Origin of the sequence: Halomarina pelagica, assembly GCF_024228315.1 — an archaeon.
In the GTDB taxonomy this organism is placed as follows: Archaea; Halobacteriota; Halobacteria; order Halobacteriales; family Haloarculaceae; genus Halomarina; species Halomarina pelagica.
On sequence record NZ_CP100454.1, the window covers coordinates 653,396 to 669,596 of the forward strand.

At 69.3% G+C, this 16,201-nt stretch carries 18 protein-coding genes; 9 read left to right on the top strand and 9 right to left on the bottom strand.

What is annotated here, in order from left to right:
• Nucleotides 1-5: 5 nt before the first annotated feature.
• The 3 genes from NKI68_RS03440 to NKI68_RS03450 all read right to left on the bottom strand — a co-directional run bounded on the left by NKI68_RS03440 (nt 6) and on the right by NKI68_RS03450 (nt 1,880).
• Nucleotides 6-1,073: a DUF7350 domain-containing protein gene (locus NKI68_RS03440; protein ID WP_254545292.1), complete on the bottom strand. Its 1,068-nt coding sequence runs from the start codon at nt 1,071-1,073 to the stop codon at nt 6-8.
• Nucleotides 1,074-1,137: 64 nt separating this feature from the next.
• The gene (locus NKI68_RS03445; protein WP_254545293.1) at nt 1,138-1,464 is read right to left on the bottom strand and encodes a hypothetical protein; all 327 of its coding nucleotides are present in this window, start codon (nt 1,462-1,464) and stop codon (nt 1,138-1,140) included.
• Nucleotides 1,465-1,592: 128 nt separating this feature from the next.
• Nucleotides 1,593-1,880 carry a hypothetical protein gene (locus NKI68_RS03450; RefSeq protein WP_254545294.1) on the bottom strand — a complete coding sequence of 96 codons (288 nt, stop codon included), beginning with the start codon at nt 1,878-1,880 and terminating at the stop codon, nt 1,593-1,595.
• A gap of 137 nt (nt 1,881-2,017) precedes the next feature.
• Here NKI68_RS03450 and NKI68_RS03455 point away from each other — a divergent pair, with 137 nt between their 5' ends.
• On the top strand, nt 2,018-2,392 hold the full coding sequence (locus NKI68_RS03455; RefSeq protein WP_254545295.1) for a DUF5518 domain-containing protein: 375 nt from the start codon (nt 2,018-2,020) through the stop codon (nt 2,390-2,392).
• Between the two features lie 25 nt (nt 2,393-2,417).
• Here the strand turns inward: NKI68_RS03455 and NKI68_RS03460 are convergent, their stop codons facing one another.
• Together NKI68_RS03460 and NKI68_RS03465 are read right to left on the bottom strand one after the other, a co-directional pair.
• The gene (locus NKI68_RS03460) at nt 2,418-4,664 is read right to left on the bottom strand and encodes an amino acid permease (RefSeq protein WP_254545296.1); all 2,247 of its coding nucleotides are present in this window, start codon (nt 4,662-4,664) and stop codon (nt 2,418-2,420) included.
• Nucleotides 4,665-4,706: 42 nt separating this feature from the next.
• Nucleotides 4,707-5,123, bottom strand: a complete 417-nt coding sequence (locus NKI68_RS03465; RefSeq protein ID WP_254545297.1) for a universal stress protein — start codon at nt 5,121-5,123, stop codon at nt 4,707-4,709.
• Nucleotides 5,124-5,267: 144 nt separating this feature from the next.
• Between NKI68_RS03465 and trkA the strand changes: the two genes are divergently transcribed.
• The 5 genes from trkA to NKI68_RS03490 all read left to right on the top strand — a co-directional run bounded on the left by trkA (nt 5,268) and on the right by NKI68_RS03490 (nt 10,400).
• Complete coding sequence (gene trkA, locus NKI68_RS03470; protein WP_254545298.1) at nt 5,268-6,596, top strand: Trk system potassium transporter TrkA; 1,329 nt, start codon at nt 5,268-5,270, stop codon at nt 6,594-6,596.
• Nucleotides 6,593-8,080 carry a TrkH family potassium uptake protein gene (locus NKI68_RS03475; RefSeq protein ID WP_438267797.1) on the top strand — a complete coding sequence of 496 codons (1,488 nt, stop codon included), beginning with the start codon at nt 6,593-6,595 and terminating at the stop codon, nt 8,078-8,080. Before trkA ends, NKI68_RS03475 begins: the two co-directional genes overlap by 4 nt.
• A 75-nt stretch (nt 8,081-8,155) precedes the next feature.
• On the top strand, nt 8,156-9,718 hold the full coding sequence (locus NKI68_RS03480; protein ID WP_368410968.1) for a TrkH family potassium uptake protein: 1,563 nt from the start codon (nt 8,156-8,158) through the stop codon (nt 9,716-9,718).
• 91 nt (nt 9,719-9,809) lie between these two features.
• A complete protein-coding gene (locus NKI68_RS03485; RefSeq protein ID WP_254545300.1) occupies nt 9,810-10,109 on the top strand; it encodes a hypothetical protein in 300 nt (99 codons plus the stop codon).
• Between the two features lie 21 nt (nt 10,110-10,130).
• Entirely contained in the window at nt 10,131-10,400 is a 270-nt protein-coding gene (locus NKI68_RS03490) for a hypothetical protein (protein WP_254545301.1), read from the top strand.
• A 7-nt stretch (nt 10,401-10,407) separates the two neighbouring features.
• On the opposite strand, the gene NKI68_RS03495 is transcribed toward NKI68_RS03490, so the two are convergent.
• From NKI68_RS03495 to NKI68_RS03510, 4 genes are read right to left on the bottom strand one after another with little or no spacing between them, the layout of a single operon-like run.
• Entirely contained in the window at nt 10,408-12,081 is a 1,674-nt protein-coding gene (locus NKI68_RS03495; protein WP_254545302.1) for a TrkH family potassium uptake protein, read from the bottom strand.
• 3 nt (nt 12,082-12,084) lie between these two features.
• Complete coding sequence (locus NKI68_RS03500) at nt 12,085-12,792, bottom strand: potassium channel family protein (protein ID WP_254545303.1); 708 nt, start codon at nt 12,790-12,792, stop codon at nt 12,085-12,087.
• Between the two features lie 46 nt (nt 12,793-12,838).
• A complete protein-coding gene (locus tag NKI68_RS03505; RefSeq protein ID WP_254545304.1) occupies nt 12,839-13,201 on the bottom strand; it encodes a DUF7975 family protein in 363 nt (120 codons plus the stop codon).
• A 24-nt stretch (nt 13,202-13,225) separates the two neighbouring features.
• On the bottom strand, nt 13,226-13,906 hold the full coding sequence (locus NKI68_RS03510) for a class I SAM-dependent methyltransferase (protein WP_254545305.1): 681 nt from the start codon (nt 13,904-13,906) through the stop codon (nt 13,226-13,228).
• A gap of 57 nt (nt 13,907-13,963) precedes the next feature.
• Between NKI68_RS03510 and NKI68_RS03515 the strand changes: the two genes are divergently transcribed.
• From NKI68_RS03515 to cmk, 3 genes are all read left to right on the top strand, one after another.
• Entirely contained in the window at nt 13,964-14,614 is a 651-nt protein-coding gene (locus tag NKI68_RS03515; RefSeq protein WP_254545306.1) for an adenylate kinase, read from the top strand.
• Nucleotides 14,615-14,694: 80 nt separating this feature from the next.
• On the top strand, nt 14,695-15,582 hold the full coding sequence (locus tag NKI68_RS03520) for a DUF106 domain-containing protein (RefSeq protein ID WP_254545307.1): 888 nt from the start codon (nt 14,695-14,697) through the stop codon (nt 15,580-15,582).
• A 36-nt stretch (nt 15,583-15,618) separates the two neighbouring features.
• A complete protein-coding gene (gene cmk, locus NKI68_RS03525; protein ID WP_254545308.1) occupies nt 15,619-16,197 on the top strand; it encodes a (d)CMP kinase in 579 nt (192 codons plus the stop codon).
• Nucleotides 16,198-16,201: the final 4 nt, after the last annotated feature.

The following is a 16,201-nucleotide window of genomic DNA, read 5'->3' on the forward strand; positions in this document are numbered from 1 at the left end:
GGGACCTACCGCTCTACGGCGATCGTCCGGTCGGGCATCTCGAAGAAGGCGGTCTCGTAGCCGTCGTGTCGGGCGACCTGCGGGGGGACGGCGACGCGGAGACGGATCTCGTCGCCCGACTCGAGCGACTCGACGCCCGCGCCGTAGTGTGATCCGAGTTCGGGATCGAGGGTCTCGGTCAGCGGGCCCTCGGAGATCACCTCCCCGCCGCGCGAGAGCGTCGCCGAGAGGGCCATCATCGGGATCACGATGCGGTTGTACGGCGTCCGGGCGACGACGGCGAGGTAGGTCTCCCCGTCCGCGTCGAAGCGGGCGGCGTCGTCGATCGCGAGCACCTCGAAGACCGCGTCGCCGGTCCTCGTCCGACCGACGGGCGTTCCCGGGAGGGAGTCGACGGGCGGGACGACCCCCATCGGAACGTCCATGTCCATCGTCGGAATCGCGCCGCGCTCGCCCGCGCGGTCGCCGAGGCGTCGCAGTTCGAGACCGTACACGTCGTCCGTGTCGAACGTGAACGCGAACGTCGCGGAGCGAACCTCCTCGAACCGGCCCGCGAACGCGCCGGTGGTCCTGACGGTGGGTCGGCCGACGGTGACCGTCGCCTCGTAGTCCCCCTCGCCGTCGAGCGGGTAGTTCGCGCCGTAGTGAAAGCCCATCTGCTGGGAGAGCATTGGATAGGCCACCTCCTGGGTGACGACGCCGCCGTCGCGCTCGATCCGCAGCGAGACGTCCGATCCCGTGGGGATGACCTGCCGCGACTCGCGATCCCAGAGGGCGACCATCAGGTGGATGGCGTCGTCGTCGGTCACGACGACCTTCTCCCGCTCGCGGTTGGTCACGTTCCAGAAGCGGTGGGGGTAGGAGTACATGAGCGCGAGACCGTACGGGCCCGCCATCTCGTGTCCGTACATGCCCATCGCTTCGGTGACGGCGGGGACGTAGACGGCCTTCGGCCGGTTCTCGACCAGGGGCGGGTCGCGCCACGCGGACTGCGTCCCGAACCCCTCGAGACAGCCCGCGAGCGCGACGACGGCTCCGCCGGAGAGCGCGCGTAGAACCTCTCGACGACGCATTGGCGGACGTAGTCGGCGGCGGCCAATACCCCTGTTGGTCCGGTTCTCGAACCCGCCGCGCGACCTACTCCTCCGATCGGGCCCCCTCGCTCCGCGCCGAGCGGCGGATGCGCGCCCGCCGCCGCGCGTACGCCCGCCAGAGGACCAGCCCGACGGCCGCGTAGACCGCGACCAGCCCCCCCATGAGTCCGCCGATGCCGACCGTCGAGGCGACGAGTTCCGGCGCGGCGAGCAGGGCACCGACGCCCGCACAGAGCAGGACGGCGGGCAGCCCGACGGTCATGTAGACGACCGCCGTCCCGAACGTGAGTTGCCGCTGGCCGCACTCCGGGCAGTTGTCGCGCTCAGGGGGGATGGGAGCACCGCAGGCGATGCAGGGGATCCGAGCCACGCTCGCACGATCGGTTATCGACATTATTGAACGTTCGGATTGGTTAGAGAAGCCGGAGACTCGCTCCGCCGTGACTTCCACGGACGGAGGAGTATCGCGGACCGGGGGGTGGCCGACTGCCCTCGTCGTCACCGATCCGCGCGCCGACGCGCGACGAACGCACCCGCGAGGACGATGAACACCACGAACACGGGGATGTGCCACTCGTTCGCGATGGCGGGCGGAGCGACGAACGACCCCACGAGCGCGACGAGGATACCGACGCCCGCGGCCCCCGAGACGGGAGTCAGATCGAGATCCCCGTCGTACAGGGTCGCTATCACGAGCGCGACGAGACCGATCGCGAACGCGATCCACTCGTCCGGCGAGGAGAGAATACCGTGGGGGACGCCGAAGATACCCCGTGGAACTAGCATCACTCGCCGTAGACGGCCGACGTACTTAACGACTCATCACGGACGCCCGGCGTCACGTTCCGCGGGCGGACGCCGACACATCGGGGATGATACTTGATTGCTAACATTTATGAGATGGAACGTTGACACGAGTCGGCATGGATACCGACATCCGGACGAACGCGATCATCGGCGCGGTCCTCACCGTCGTTACGGCGTTCGTCCCCCTCTCCCCGCTGCTCGGCGGAGGGGTGGCCGGATACCTGCACCGGGAGACGCGGGAGATCGGCGCGCGCGTCGGCGCGCTCTCGGGGGTGCTGGCATCGGTGCCGCTGCTCTTCGTCGCCTCCCGGCTCTGGCCGATCACCGCGGCGGGGTTCAGCGCCGCGTTCGTCGGCGCGTTCGCCGTCGTCCTCGTCGTGCTCTCGCTGGCCTACGCCGTCGGACTGGGGGCGCTCGGGGGGTACGTCGGCAGCCACATCGCCGAGGGGCGCGAGGGCGTCGGGGCGGCCGGGCGGAAGGGTCCGCAGTGAGCGACCGCGACGCGGCGGGAATCGACTAGCCGAAGAGGCGCTCGCGAAGGCTTCGTTCGCGCCTACGCTCCGCGAGTAGCACCGAACACTCCACGTCGTCGACCACGTCCATCACGAGCGAACCGCCCACGAGTCGACGCAGGAGGCCGCGCTCGGTCGCGCCGACGACGAGCAGCGTCGCGTCCCGGGCGGCCCGTTCGATGGCTCGCTCCACGTCGCCCGTCTCGACGCGGAGGGTGGCGTCCGCCAGGTCGTGCTCCGCGGCCCACGATTCGAGGAAGGCCCGCCCCTCGGCCTCGTCGTCGGCGACGTTGAGCAGGGTCACCTCGCTCTCGTACTCCCGAGCGAGGAGCGCGGCGACGGCGGCCGAGAGGTCGGAGTCCGGTCCGCCCGCCGTCGGGACGAGGATGCGCGAGGGGTCGAACCCGCGGTCCCTCAGGACGAGGAAGTCGCAGGGAACGGTCTCGACGAGTTCGTCCACGGCGCTCTCCGCGCGCCCGGGCGACCCGTGGGCGTCGGGACCCCAGCCCATCACGACGAGGTCTGCCGCGTGCGTCCGCGCCGCGTCGAACACCTCCTCGAAGCTCCGGTGGGAGAGGATCGTGTGCGTCTCGACGGGGACGCCGAACGTCTCCGCGTCGCGGCGGGCGTTGTCGAGGAGCGTCCCCGACTCGGCGTCGAGGTCGTCGAGGTGCTCCGCTCCGGAGGCGAGCGCCGTCTGGTCGGGAACGGTGACGATGTGCGTCGCGAGCACCGTTCCGCCGCGCTGCCTGGCGATGGCGCTCGCGAGCGTGATGAGGTCCGTCTCGGACTCGGGGTTCGCGAGGGGGACCATCACGCGGTAGGAACCGCCGTCGGGTTTGACGCTGGCCGCGGCCGAGACCGCGGGTTCCGGGTACGCGCCCGGACGCGAGAGGACGTGCTGCGAGAGGACGCCCTGTTTACTCGTCCGACCGCGGGCGTAGACGACGTACCAACCGGCCGCGAACAGCACGAACGCGAGACAGAGCGCGACGATGACCGTCGAGAAGAACGCGATGAGCGCGAACGAGATGACTGCGCCCAGGACCGGAATGATCGGGTAGAGCGGCACTCTGTAGTCCGGCGCGTAGTCCTCCGGGTCGATCTGTCGCATGACGACGAGCGCGACGTTCAGCAGCCCGTAGATGACGAGGTGGAGGACGCTCCCGGCGGTCGAGAGGGTCGTCAGGTCGCCGAACGCGATGAACGCGAGGATGAAGCCGCCGGTCACGGCGATGGAGCGGTAGGGCGTCCCGTACCGCGGGTGGACGTCGTTCAGGTCCGGGCTGATGATACCGTCGCGGCCCATGGCGAAGTTGATGCGCGAGGAGGCGAGGATCGAGGCGTTCGCGCTCGAGGCGGTCGCGAGCAGCCCGCCGAACAGCATCGCGGCCGCGCCCAGGGGACCGATGAGCAGCCGCGCGACGTCGACGACCGCCGTGTCGTTGCCCGCGACGAGGCTGTTGTCCACGGCGGCGAGGACCGTCACCAGGACGAGCGCGTAGACGATCGTGACGATGACGACGCTCCCGAGCACCGCGCGGGGGAGGTTTCGACCGGGGTCCTTGATCTCCTCGGCCACCGACGTGATCTGGACGAACCCGAGATACGAGACGAAGATGAGGCCCGTCACGGGAAGCAGGGGACCGTACCCGTCGGGCGCGATCGGGGTCAACTTCGACACGTCCGCGTTCATCGCGCCGAAGACGGTGAACACGGCGAGGATGCCCACCAGCGCGACGACGATCACGTTCTGCAGGCGGCCGGTCTCCTTCGCTCCGACGTAGTTCACGAGGATGAACAGTCCCGCCCCGGCGAGCGCGACCAGCTTCGCGCCGGACAGCGAGAGCACGACGAGGTCGAGCGTCGGGAGCGCGACGCCGAGGTACGCGTCGAGCATGGTCGCGATGTACTGGCCGAAGCCGTACATGTAGAAGGCGCTCGCGAACGCCAGCCCCAACCAGTTACCCCATCCGGCGATCGAGCCGAACAGCGGACCGAGCGCGTGGTTGATGTAGTAGTACGCGCCGCCGGATTTGGGCATGGCCGTCCCGAGTTCGCTCGCCGAGAAGGCCGTCAGCACGGCGATGCCGCCGCCGAGCACGAAGGCGGCCGCCGCGAGCGGTCCGGCCCGTTCGACGGCGGCCCCCGGGAGGATGAAGATGCCCGCGCCGATCATCGTCCCCACGCCGATCGTCAGCGCGGCGAGCGGGCCGAGGTCCTTGGCGAGTTCCTGCTCCCCGTCGGTCATCCCGCGTCACCGTTCGCGCAGCGGGGCGACTGCGACCGCCGCTCACTCACCCCCGTCACCCCCCGGCAGGACGACGACCGGCAGGTCGCCGGTCGTCACCAGCTCGAGCGTCCGATTACCGGTGACGAGGCGCGTCAGAAAGCCGCCCTCGCGGGGCTGAAACGCGACGGCGCTCGCGTCGAGGTCGGCCGCCGCCTCGAACACCGCGGCGACGATATCGCGGGCGTAGCGCGTCTCGGTCGCCGCGTCGGGGAACTCCTCCCGAAAGGCCGCGTAGGCCGCCGCGGCGATCTCCTCGCTCTGTTCGACGGGCGTCTTGTCCGGAACGCCTTCTCCCTTCTCGACGACGTGGAGCACGGTCACGGCCGTCGGCGCGTAGGCCTCGAGCGCCCGCGCGGTCGACCGGGCGTCGTCCTCGTTCACGACGGGAACCAGCACGTGCGAGAGGAGGTCGGTCATCGTCGATTCCCCGCAGTCGCCTCTCCGGTTCCGGTTCGTGGGTCCATGGGCGAACGCACGGGCAGGCGATGAATAATCCTTCGCTATCGATGAAAACCGATTTGAGCGACCGGGCGTAGGTTCGACCATGCCAGAGGGGTCCGAATGCGCGTAGTCGTCGTCGGCGCGGGCGAGGTCGGTTCGAGCATCGCCGAGAGCCTCTGCGTCAACCACGAGGTCGTCGTCGTCGACATCGACTCGGAGCGAGCGGACGCCCTCACCTACGGCATGGACGTGCTCTCGCTCGCGGGCGACGGGACCGACCTCGACGTTCTGGAGGAGGCGGGCGTCGCGGAGGCGGACATCCTTATCGCCAGCACGGACGACGACGAGACGAACATCGTCACTTGCGGGACGGCGACGGCGATCGGCGACGCGTTCACCATCGCCCGGGTGAAGCGCCCGCAGTACCTCCGGACGTGGCAGCGCTCCGAGTACGCCTTCGGGATCGACTTCATGATCTGTACGGACCTGCTGACCGCGAACGCCATCGTCGGTATCATCGGTCTCCCGACGGCACAGGACGTGGATATGTTCGCCGGTGGTACGGTCCAGATGACCGAGTTCAAGGTCCCCTCGAACAGCCCGGTCGCGGACCGGACCGTCGCGGAGGCCGACGAGTTCGAACAGCTCACCTTCGCCGCCATCATCCGCGACGACGACATCCTCATCCCGAACGGCCAGACCCGCATCGAGAGCGAGGACGAGATCGTCGTGATCGGTCACCCGGAGAGCGCCCGCGCGTTCGGCGCGGCGATCGCCCCGAGTCAGAACGGACCGAACGACGTCGTCATCGTCGGCGGGAGCGAGATCGGCTACCAGGTCGCGCAACTGCTCGAGGAGCGGGAGTTCGAGCCCCGCCTCATCGAACGCGACGAGGAGCGCGCGCGCTGGCTCGCCGAACGCCTCCCGAGGACGCTCGTCCTCGGGAGCGACGCGACCGATCAGGACTTCCTCGAACGAGAGCGGATCGGCGACGCCGACGTGCTCGTGGCGACGCTCGAGAACGACCAGCAGAACCTCCTCGCGACGCTGCTCGCGAAGCGACTCGGGACGGACCGCGCCATCGCCGTGGTCGACACCGGCGACTTCGCCGACCTGTTCGAGGCCGTCGGCGTCGACGTCGCGGTCAGCCCGCGCGAGGTCACCGCGGAGGAGATCATCCGGTTCACCCGCTCGCGTCGCATGGAGAACATCTCCATGATCGAGGGCGATCGGGCGGAGGTCATCGAGATCGAGGTCGCCCCCGACAGCGAACTCGCCGGGCGACCGATCCGCGAGGTCGTCACCCGCCTTCCGAACGTCGTCTTCGGGGCGATCACCCGGGACGGGGGGTTCATCACCCCGCGCGGCGACACGGTCATCGAGGTCGGCGACCACGTCGTCATATTCGCGGAGATCGACTCGGTCGACGAGATAACGAACGTCATATGATGCGGGTCCGCTGGCGCACGAGCGCCAGCTACCTCGGGACCGTCCTGACGGCGTTGACCGTCCCGCTCGTCCTCACCGCCGGCGTCTCGCTCGTCTACGGCGAATCCCCGGTGCCGCTCCTCGCGCCGGCGGGTCTCTCGCTCGCGCTCGGCCTCGCGCTCGGGCGGTTCGAGCGCGGGTCGCTCGGCCCGCGGGAGACCTACCTGATGGTGTCGGCCGCGTGGTTCGTCGTGGCCGTCGTCGGTGCGCTCCCCTTTCTCCTCGCCGGGACGGGCGTCTTCGCCGACCCGGTTAACGCGCTGTTCGAGTCGATGAGCGGCATCACGACGACCGGCGCGACGGTCCTCGAGTCCTTCGACGCCCACGGCCGCGGCGTCATGATGTGGCGACAGGTCCTCCAGTGGCTCGGCGGTCTCGGCATCCTCGTCCTCGTCGTCGCGCTCTTCTCCCAGCTCTCGGTCGGCGGCGCGAAGCTGATGGAGACGGAGACGCAGACGACGGACGTGACGAAGCTCGCCCCCCGGATCACGCAGACCGCGCGGCTCATCGGCGGGCTGTACGCCGGGTTGACCGCCGCGTTGGTCCTCCTGCTGCTCGCCATGAACGTCGGCGGCGTCGCCCCCCGGATGACGCCGTACAACGCCGTCGCCCACGCCCTGACGACCGTCTCGACCGCCGGGTTCTCGCCCGAACCCGAGAGCGTGGGGGCGTTCACGCCCGCGGTGCAGTGGGTCATCGCCGCGTTCATGTTCGTCGGCGCGACGAACTTCGTGCTCCTGTATCACCTGCTCGGGGGCGACGCCGGCCGGCTCGTTCGAAGCGAGGAGTTCCGGGTCTACCTCGGCGTCATCGCCGCCGGCACCGTCCTCGTCACCGTCTTCCTCGCGCTCGACGGAACGTACGACACGGTCGAGGCGACGGTGCGACACGCCGCGTTCCAGGTGGTCTCCATCGTGACGACGACCGGTTACGCCTCGAGCGACTTCGACGTCTGGTCGGTCGGCGCGCGTCACCTCCTCTTTCTCGGCATGTTCATCGGCGGGATGGCCGGGAGCACCACCTGCTCGATCAAGACCTTCCGGTGGCTCGTCGCGGCGAAGGCGTTTCGGCGAAACCTGCTGCTCGCCGTTCACCCCGACGCCGTCAGACCCGTCCGCCTCGGGTCGACGGTCGTCGACGAGCGAACGATCCGCGACGTCATCGCGTACGTCCTGCTCACCCTCGTGATCTTCGGGCTCCTGACGGTGTTCATCGTCGTCGACGTGTCGCGGGCGTCGGTCGCCCTCGACGAGTTCGAGGTCATGGGGGCGGCCGCGTCGACGTTCCTCAACATCGGTCCGGCGTTCGGCCCCGCCGGACCCTACGGGACCTACAACGTCTTCCCCCGGTCGACGAAGGTGGCGATGATCCTCCTCATGTGGGTCGGACGCATCGAGATCATTCCCGTGTTACTGTTGCTCACGCCGTCGTTCTGGCGCTCCTAGAGCGGTGGATTGATACCCGCACCGCGGACAACACCTCTTGTGAATTTCACGCGACGCGTCTCGACCGGAAGTCGGATCCGCGTCGAGTGGCGCGCGAGCGCCAGTCTCGTCGGGACGGTCCTCCGCTACCTCTCCGTGGCGCTCCTCTTCCCGCTCGCCGTCGCAATCTACTACGGGGCGGACGTCTGGGTGTTCGTCGCCACCATCCTCATCACCGTCGTCGCCGGCACGCTCCTCGAACGGCTCGATCCCGTCCCCGACCTCGGCCCACGTGAGGGGTTCCTGATGGTCGCGCTCACGTGGCTCGCGGTGGCGGGCGTCGGTACTCTCCCGTACCTGCTCGCGGGGATCGGAAGCGAGTCGACGCTCCGCTTCCCGACGAACGCGCTATTCGAGTCGATGAGCGGCTTCACGACGACCGGCGCGACGGTGATGGGGAATATCTCCTTCGAGACGCACTCCCGCGCGATCATGATGTGGCGGCAGTTCACCCAGTGGCTCGGCGGGATGGGGATCGTCGTCCTCGCGGTCGCGATCCTCCCCGAACTCTCCGTCGGCGGCGCGCAGTTGATCGACGCCGAGGCTCCGGGACCCGGCATCGAGAAGCTCACCCCGAGGATCGCGGAGACGGCGCGCGTGCTCTGGCTCGCCTACCTCGGGCTGACGGCGCTCGAAGTCGTCCTGCTCTACGCGCTGCACCTCGGCGGACTCGCGCCGAACATGACGTTCTACAACGCGGTCGCCCACGCGCTGACGACGATGCCGACCGGCGGGTTCTCGCCCGAGGCGCGCTCCATCGAGGCGTTCTCGGCGGCCGTCCAGTGGGTCATCATCCCGTTCATGGTCGTCGCCGGGGTGAACTTCGCGCTCGTCTGGCAGGTGATCGACGGCAAGCCGCGGCGGCTGTTCCGCGACAGCGAGTTCCGCTTCTACCTCGGCCTGCTCGGCGCGCTGAGCGCCCTCGGGGCCGTCCTGCTGTTCACCGGCACCGGACTCGCGACCGGCGGCGTGGCCGTCGAGGAGGGATACCTCGCGGGCGTGCGCAGCGCCATACCCGGCGACGTCGAGCGGTCGCTGCGCGAGTCGACCTTCCAGTTCGTCTCGATCATGACGACGACCGGCTACGCGAGCATGGACTTCAACGCGTGGAGCGACTCGACGAAGTACCTCCTGCTCGTGGCGATGCTCATCGGCGGCTCGGCGGGATCGACCGGCGGGGCGATCAAGGTCGTCCGCTGGCTGGTGATCCTGAAGACCGTCCGCCGCGAGCTGTTCACGACGGTCCACCCCGAGGCCGTCAGACCGGTCCGCCTCGGTGGACAGGTCATCGACGAGCGCGCCATCCGGGGCATCTTCGCCTTCACGCTGCTCTACGTCTCGCTCTTCTTCGTGAGCGTCGTCGTCCTGCTCGTGGACGCGGAGCGGATCGGCTACGCGCTGTCGGCGTTCGAGGCGATGAGCGCGGTCGCCTCGACGCTCGGCAACGTCGGGCCGGGCTTTGGCAGTCTCGGTCCCATGCAGAACTACCTCGGGTTCTCCGGGTTCTCGAAGCTCTACATGGTCTTCCTGATGTGGGTGGGTCGCCTCGAGATCATCCCCGTGCTGGTGCTGCTGACCGGCGCGTACTGGCGATCGTGAACGTCGCCGCCGGACGTACCGCTCCCCGGAACGACGGACAACGAGATTATGCCGGCCGCCGTCCCTGAGACACGGCGGGGAGGACGGCGAGATGAGCGACGACGAGCGGCGGATGGAGGGCAGGCCTGACCGGAGGGGGGCCGGAATCGCCCTCGAGGAGCACCGACGGCAGATCGAGTACCAGGTGGACCGCTCCGAGAGCCTCGTCCGGACCGCGCTCACGCTCGCGCAGCTTACGGGGGTGCTGCTCGGCGGCGTCGTCGCGTTCTCCCGCGTCCCCGGTATCGACGTGACCTCGCGGCTGTACGCCGGGCTGGGTCTCTCGCTCCTGTTCTCCTCGTTCTTCATCTTCGTCTTCACGAGCAACAGCGGCGGGTTCCTGGCGCTGTGAACGCTCAAGACGGTGCGAGCGATGCCGAACGAGACGCCCGATCGACCGAGGAGCGTTCGACTGGAGCGGACGCTCCTGTCGTCGTACCGCGAGGCGGTCGATCGCAACGAGATCACCATCCGACAGATGTACGGGCTCGTGATGATCGCCCAGACGTTCCTGTTCTCCGGACTGGTGTTTCTCTACCTCAGCGTCATCCTCGACGGAGCGGACGGCTTCGTCGAGGCGCTCGTTCTCACGGGGGCGCTGTCCGTGGCGTTCTTCGCCGCGGGGGCGTGGATGTGGCGGTGAGCGGTCGTCACGGGTTGAGACCCTTGACGGCCGACCGCAGGAACACGAGGACGGGGATGATCTCGAGGCGGCCCACCCACATGTTGAGGACGAGCATCGCCTCGGAGACCGTGCTCATCGTCGGGCCGGTGATCCCCGTCGAGAGACCGACGTTACCCTGGGCGCTCGCCACCTCGAACAGCGCGTCAGCGTAGCCGAACTCCGGGCCGGCCGTGTTGACGAGGACGACACTCGAGGCGATCAGCAGGATGATCCACAGCAGGCTGACGATGGCCGCCTCGGAGAACTCCCGCTCCATCTCGCCCCGCCCGAGTTTCCGATCGCCGATCCGCGCCGTCACGACCGCGTTGGCGGGGAGGAACACGCGCGAGAACTGCCACATGATGCCCCGCGAGACGGTGTACCCGCGGATGATCTTGATACCGCCCACGGTCGATCCCGCCGCGCCGCCGAGCACCATCGCCGCCGAGAGGATGAGCTTCCCGCCCGCGTTCCACTCGCCGACGGGCGAGGACTGAAAGCCCGTACAGGTGAGCGCCGAGACGAACTGGAAGACCGCGTCGCGGACGGCGTCGAGCTGGGCGGTCGAGAGGGCGACCGCCTGCAGCGGGGGAACCGCAAACGGCGCGGGGACGACCGCGCCGTACCCCGCGTCGGGGAGACCGACCAGCAGTAGCTGCACGGAGAGCGCGACGACCCCGACGGCGTAGAGGATGAACAGCCAGCGCGTCTGGAGGTCGGAGAACAGTTCCCCGAGGTCGCGGTCGCGCAACACGAGGTAGTGGATGGGAAACGCGATCGCGCCCAGCGTCATGATCGGCAGGAGGACGAACTCGATCAGCGGCGAGTTGTACGTCTCGATGGAGCCGTCCGTCACGGAGAAGCCGCCGGTCGAGAGGGCCGTCATCGCGTGGTTGAGCGCCTGCCAGAACGCCTCGAACGTCGAGAGGCTCCGGGCGTACCGGCTCGGACTGAGCAGGATGGCGACGAACAGCAACGTCACCGAGACGACGGTGTAGAGCAGGAAGATCTTCCAGACGGTGCGCACCGTCGAGATGACGCTCGGGTGGATCTTCTCCTCGCGGGCCTCGCTCCGGTAGAGCGTGTAGCTCCCGCTTCCGGGGCGCGCAAGGATCGAGACGGTGAGGACGATGACGCCCACCCCCCCGATCCACTGGATGAGCGAGCGCCACCACTGGACGGCGCGCGGGAGCGAGGGCTCGTGGACGGCCATCGTGAGTCCGCTTCCGGTCCAGCCGCTCATCGACTCGAACAGCGCGTGGAGGGGGTGTCGGAAGTAGCGCAGGCTCGATCGGGCGTAGTCGGCCCCCGGCGGGACGTAGCTCGCAAGCACCTCCGGCGGGACGAAGTAGGCCGCCAGCAGGAACGGGAGCGCGCCGAAGACGGCGACGAAGAACCAGCCGCCTGCGGCGATGACCATGCCGTGTTTCATCCGGGGCGCGGGGGCGTCGGCGAACAGGGTTCGGGCGGTGTATCCCACCGCCGCCGTCAGGCCGCCCGCCGCGACGAACGCGAGCGCGACGTACCACTCGCGGAACGCGAGCGCGACGAGCGTGGAGACGGTCATGAGCATCGCCTCCATGAGCAACAGCGCACCGATGTCGCGGAGGATGACGGCGAGATCCGCGGGCGTCCCGCGGACGGACTGGCCACGCGACATCGATCACTCCGTTTCCGGCGGCGACGCGTCCGCGTGATCCTCGTAGTGGCCGAAGATGTCGGTCACCTCCGGCGTCGCCCCCTCGCCGGAGTAGACCGTCAGGAGGTCGCCGGGTTCGATGACGGTGTTCCCGCGCGGGGTGATGGGGTTCTCCTCCCCGTTACGCTCGACGGCGACGATGAGCATCTCCTCGTGGAGGAGGTCGCCGTCAGCGGCCTCCTGTAACGTCCTGCCGGCGATGGGTGCGCTCTCGCCGACGCGGATCTCGAAGACCTCGGCGGTCTCCCCGACGCGCATGTAGTCGACGATAGTGGGGCGCTTCACCGCCCGGTAGAGGTACTCCGCGATGAGGCGCTGGGGGTTCTCCATCGTGTTGACGCCGATCTGCTCGAAGATGCTCATGTGATTCGGGTTGTGGACCACGGAGACGATGTCCGGCACCTCGAGTTCCTGGGCGAGCAGACAGACCATGATGTTGGTGGCGTCCTGGTCCGTCGTCGAGATGAGCGCGTCGGCGCGGTCGGTGCCCGCGTCCAGCAGCGTCTCCTTCACCGTCGCGTCGTCGTTGATGACGAGACAGTCGAAGTCGGCGGCCGCGCGCTCTGCCTTCCGCTCGTCGCGCTCGATGACGACGACCTCGTTGCCGCCGCGGGTGGCGATCTCGGTGAGCGGGGTGCCGATGTCGCCCGCCCCGACGATGACGATGTACATCTATCGGAGGGTTCAGCCGACGGTCTTGAAACGTTGTCGTTATCCGTCAGACGCGGACGACGCGCAGTTCGTACCCCTCGTCGTGGCCGTAGACGCGCCGGAACAGCCCCTCGACGAAGTCGGCGGCGTGCTTCGGATCGGCGATGGCCGAGAGGTAGACGACGCCCTCCGGCGCTTTCCGCGTCTCGGGCTGGGCGACCTTGAAGACGTGGAAGTCCGCGAGCAGCGCGTTCAGGCGCTCGCGCTCGGCGGCGTCGCACTCGATTCGGAGCGTACGGTCGGCGTACCTGACCGTCGTCCGGTCCGACTCGAAGACCGCCCCCTCGCTGTCGCGGGCGCGGTGAGCGGCGATGGCGTCGACGACGAGCGCGAGTCGGTCGCTCGGCGCGTCGGCCTCGAAGCGGGTCATGGCCGAGGTACGGCCGAGGCGGACTTAAACGGCCCCGCCCCCCGACGGCCCAGCGCGGGCCAGCAGTTGCACCCACTCCCCCTCCCGCCGACAGTCGAGCGCCTCGAAGCCCGCCCGCTCGACCCGTTCGCGCAGGTCATCGGGGCGGTAGAGCGTGAACCGTCGGTCGTCCTCGGGGTAGACCTCGCCGACGTACTCGCCCTCGCCGCGCTTCACCGAGAGGTGGAGGACGCCGTCGTCGCGGAGGACGCGCCGGACCCCGGCGAGCGTCGCGTCGGCGTCCTCGCGCGGGACGTGGAGGAACGACGCGAGCGCGAACGCGCCGTCGAACGAGTCGGACGCGAACCCGAGGCGGCGCATGTCCATCCGGGCCAGGTCCGCGTCGGGAGCCTCCTCGCGGGCCGCCTCGAGGAACGACGGGGTGAGGTCGATCCCGACCACGTCGAGGTCGCGGGCCGCGAACGCCGCCGTCTCCCAGCCGGGACCGCAGCCGAGGTCGAGGACTCGCCCGCGGGACGCACCCCGCCTGCGGGACGCGCCCCGTCCGCCGGCCGCACCTCGCTCGCCGGCCGCACTCCCGTCTCGCGCGGGAAGCGCGTCGAGGAATCGCTCGATCAGCGGTTCGATCGGGGTGCGGTCGGCGTGGCGTCGCCGGTACTCGGCCGCGACGGCGTCGTAGGTGGCGACCGTTCGGGGATCGGTCATCGGCGGAAGCGCGGCCGGTTCCTACAAACCTTTTACGCAGGCCCGTGTGGGGCCGGTATGAGCAACCCGCGCATCCTGTTGCTCGGTCCGCCGGGTGCAGGCAAGGGGACGCAGAGCAGGAACGTCGTCGAGACCTACGGCGTCGATCACATCACGACGGGCGACGCCCTCCGCGCGAACAAGGACGTGGAGACCGACTACGGCAAGCCCCGCGAGTACATGGACAAGGGCGAACTCGTGCCGGACCCCGTCGTCAACGAGATCGTCGTCGCCGCCCTGGAGGACGCCGATGGGGGGTTCGTCCTCGACGGCTACCCCCGCAACCTGTCGCAGGCGGAGTTCCTCGACGAGCACGCGACGATCGACGTCGTGCCGCTGCTCGACGTGGGCCGCGAGGAGCTGATCCGGCGGCTCACCGGCCGCCGCGTCTGCCCGGAGTGCGGCGCGACCTATCACGTCGCGTTCGACCCGCCGGAGACGACGGACGTCTGCGACGAGTGCGGGAGCGCGCTGATCCAGCGCGACGACGACACCGAGGAGACGGTGCGCGAGCGCCTCTCGGTCTACGAGGAGAACACCGCGCCGCTCATCGAGTTCTACGAGGAGCGCGGCCTGCTGGCCCGCGTCGACGGCGAGGGGACGCCGGAGGAGGTCTGGCACGACCTCCGGCTGACCATCGAGGACGCGCTGGCGACCGGCGGCCAGTGAACGACCGCCCGTCGTCGCCCGGTTCACCCCGTACCGCGGGTCCACAGGGTTGATATTGCGCCCTCGCTAACCCCCCGCTAATGGCACGGGTAGCTACCAAGGTCGAGGACCTCGTTCGCGAGGACCCCGCCATGGCCGACGCCCTTCGGGTCGTGCTCGACCGCGCCGACGGCGGCACGGTCGAGTGGGCCGACGTGGACGACGAACTCACCAGCGGCCAGTGGGGCCGGCTCATCGAGAAGGGGGTGCTGCGGAGCGCGAGCGGTGACGGGTTCGCGATCCGGGACCGCGCCGCCGTCGAGGAGGCGCTCTCCGGGGACGGCGCGACCGAGGCGCAGGCCGCGGCCGACGACGAGGAGTCGGGCTGGTCCTCCTACGACAAGGCCGCCGCGGTGGGCGCGCTCGGCCTGTTCCTGGGATACATGGTCCCGGAGGTCCGCAACACCGTCGGTCGGACGCTCGACCTCGCCCTCGGGCCGCTCAACGACGCGCTGCCGTTCTACGCCGTCGTCCTCGTCCTCGCGATGCTGACGGGGCTGTACTCGACGCTCCTGCAGGCGAACCTCATGGACACCGAGAAGATGGGCGAGTACCAGGCCCGGGCGAAGGAGATCCAGCAGCGCCTCAAGGACGCGAAGGCCCGCGACGACGACGCGGCCGTCGAGCGCATCCAGAAGGAGCAGATGGAGGCGATGGGCGACCAGATGGGCATGATGAAAGAGCAGTTCCGCCCGATGGTGTGGATCATGCTCATCACCATCCCCGTCTTCCTCTGGCTCTACTGGATGATCCTCGAGAACGGCGGGACCCTCGGCACGGTGACCATGCCCCTCCTGGGCGAGGTCGCGTGGACCAAGAACGCCTTCATCATGCCGGCGTGGATCGTCTGGTACTTCGTCTGCTCGCTCGGGTTCACGCAGGTCATCCGCAAGGCGCTCAACATCAACACGACGCCGTCGACGTCGTAAGACAACCTCTTTTACCCTCTGCGCCGGAGTGGGGACATGTTGATCACCGTCTCCGGACCGGCCGGCAGCGGCAAGAGCACGGCCGCCGCCGCCCTCGCCGAGGCGCTCGGCTACGAACACGTCAGCGGCGGCGACATCTTCCGCGCGCTCGCCGCGGACCGCGGCCTCACGGCGCTCGAACTCAACCGACTCGCCGAGGAGGACGACGAGATCGACCGCGACCTCGACCGGCGACAGCGCGCCCTCGCCCGGGAGCGGGACGACGTCGTGCTGGAGTCGCGCCTCGCCGGGTGGATGGCGGGCGACCACGCCGACCTCCGCCTCTGGCTCGACGCGCCGCCCGCCGTGCGCGCCGCGCGCATCGCCGACCGCGAGGAGAAGCCAATCGACGTCGCCCGCGAGGAGACGCGCGAGCGCGCCGCGAGCGAGGCCCTGCGCTACCGCGAGTACTACGGCATCGACATCGAGGACCGCTCGATCTACGACCTCGCGCTCAACACCGCCCGCATCGACCCGGACGGCATGGTCGACGTCCTGGTCACGTTCGTCGAGGCGTACGCGCCCGGACACGACGAGGGGAAGGTCCCGATCGAGGGCGTCCGCTACGAGTTCTGAGGTG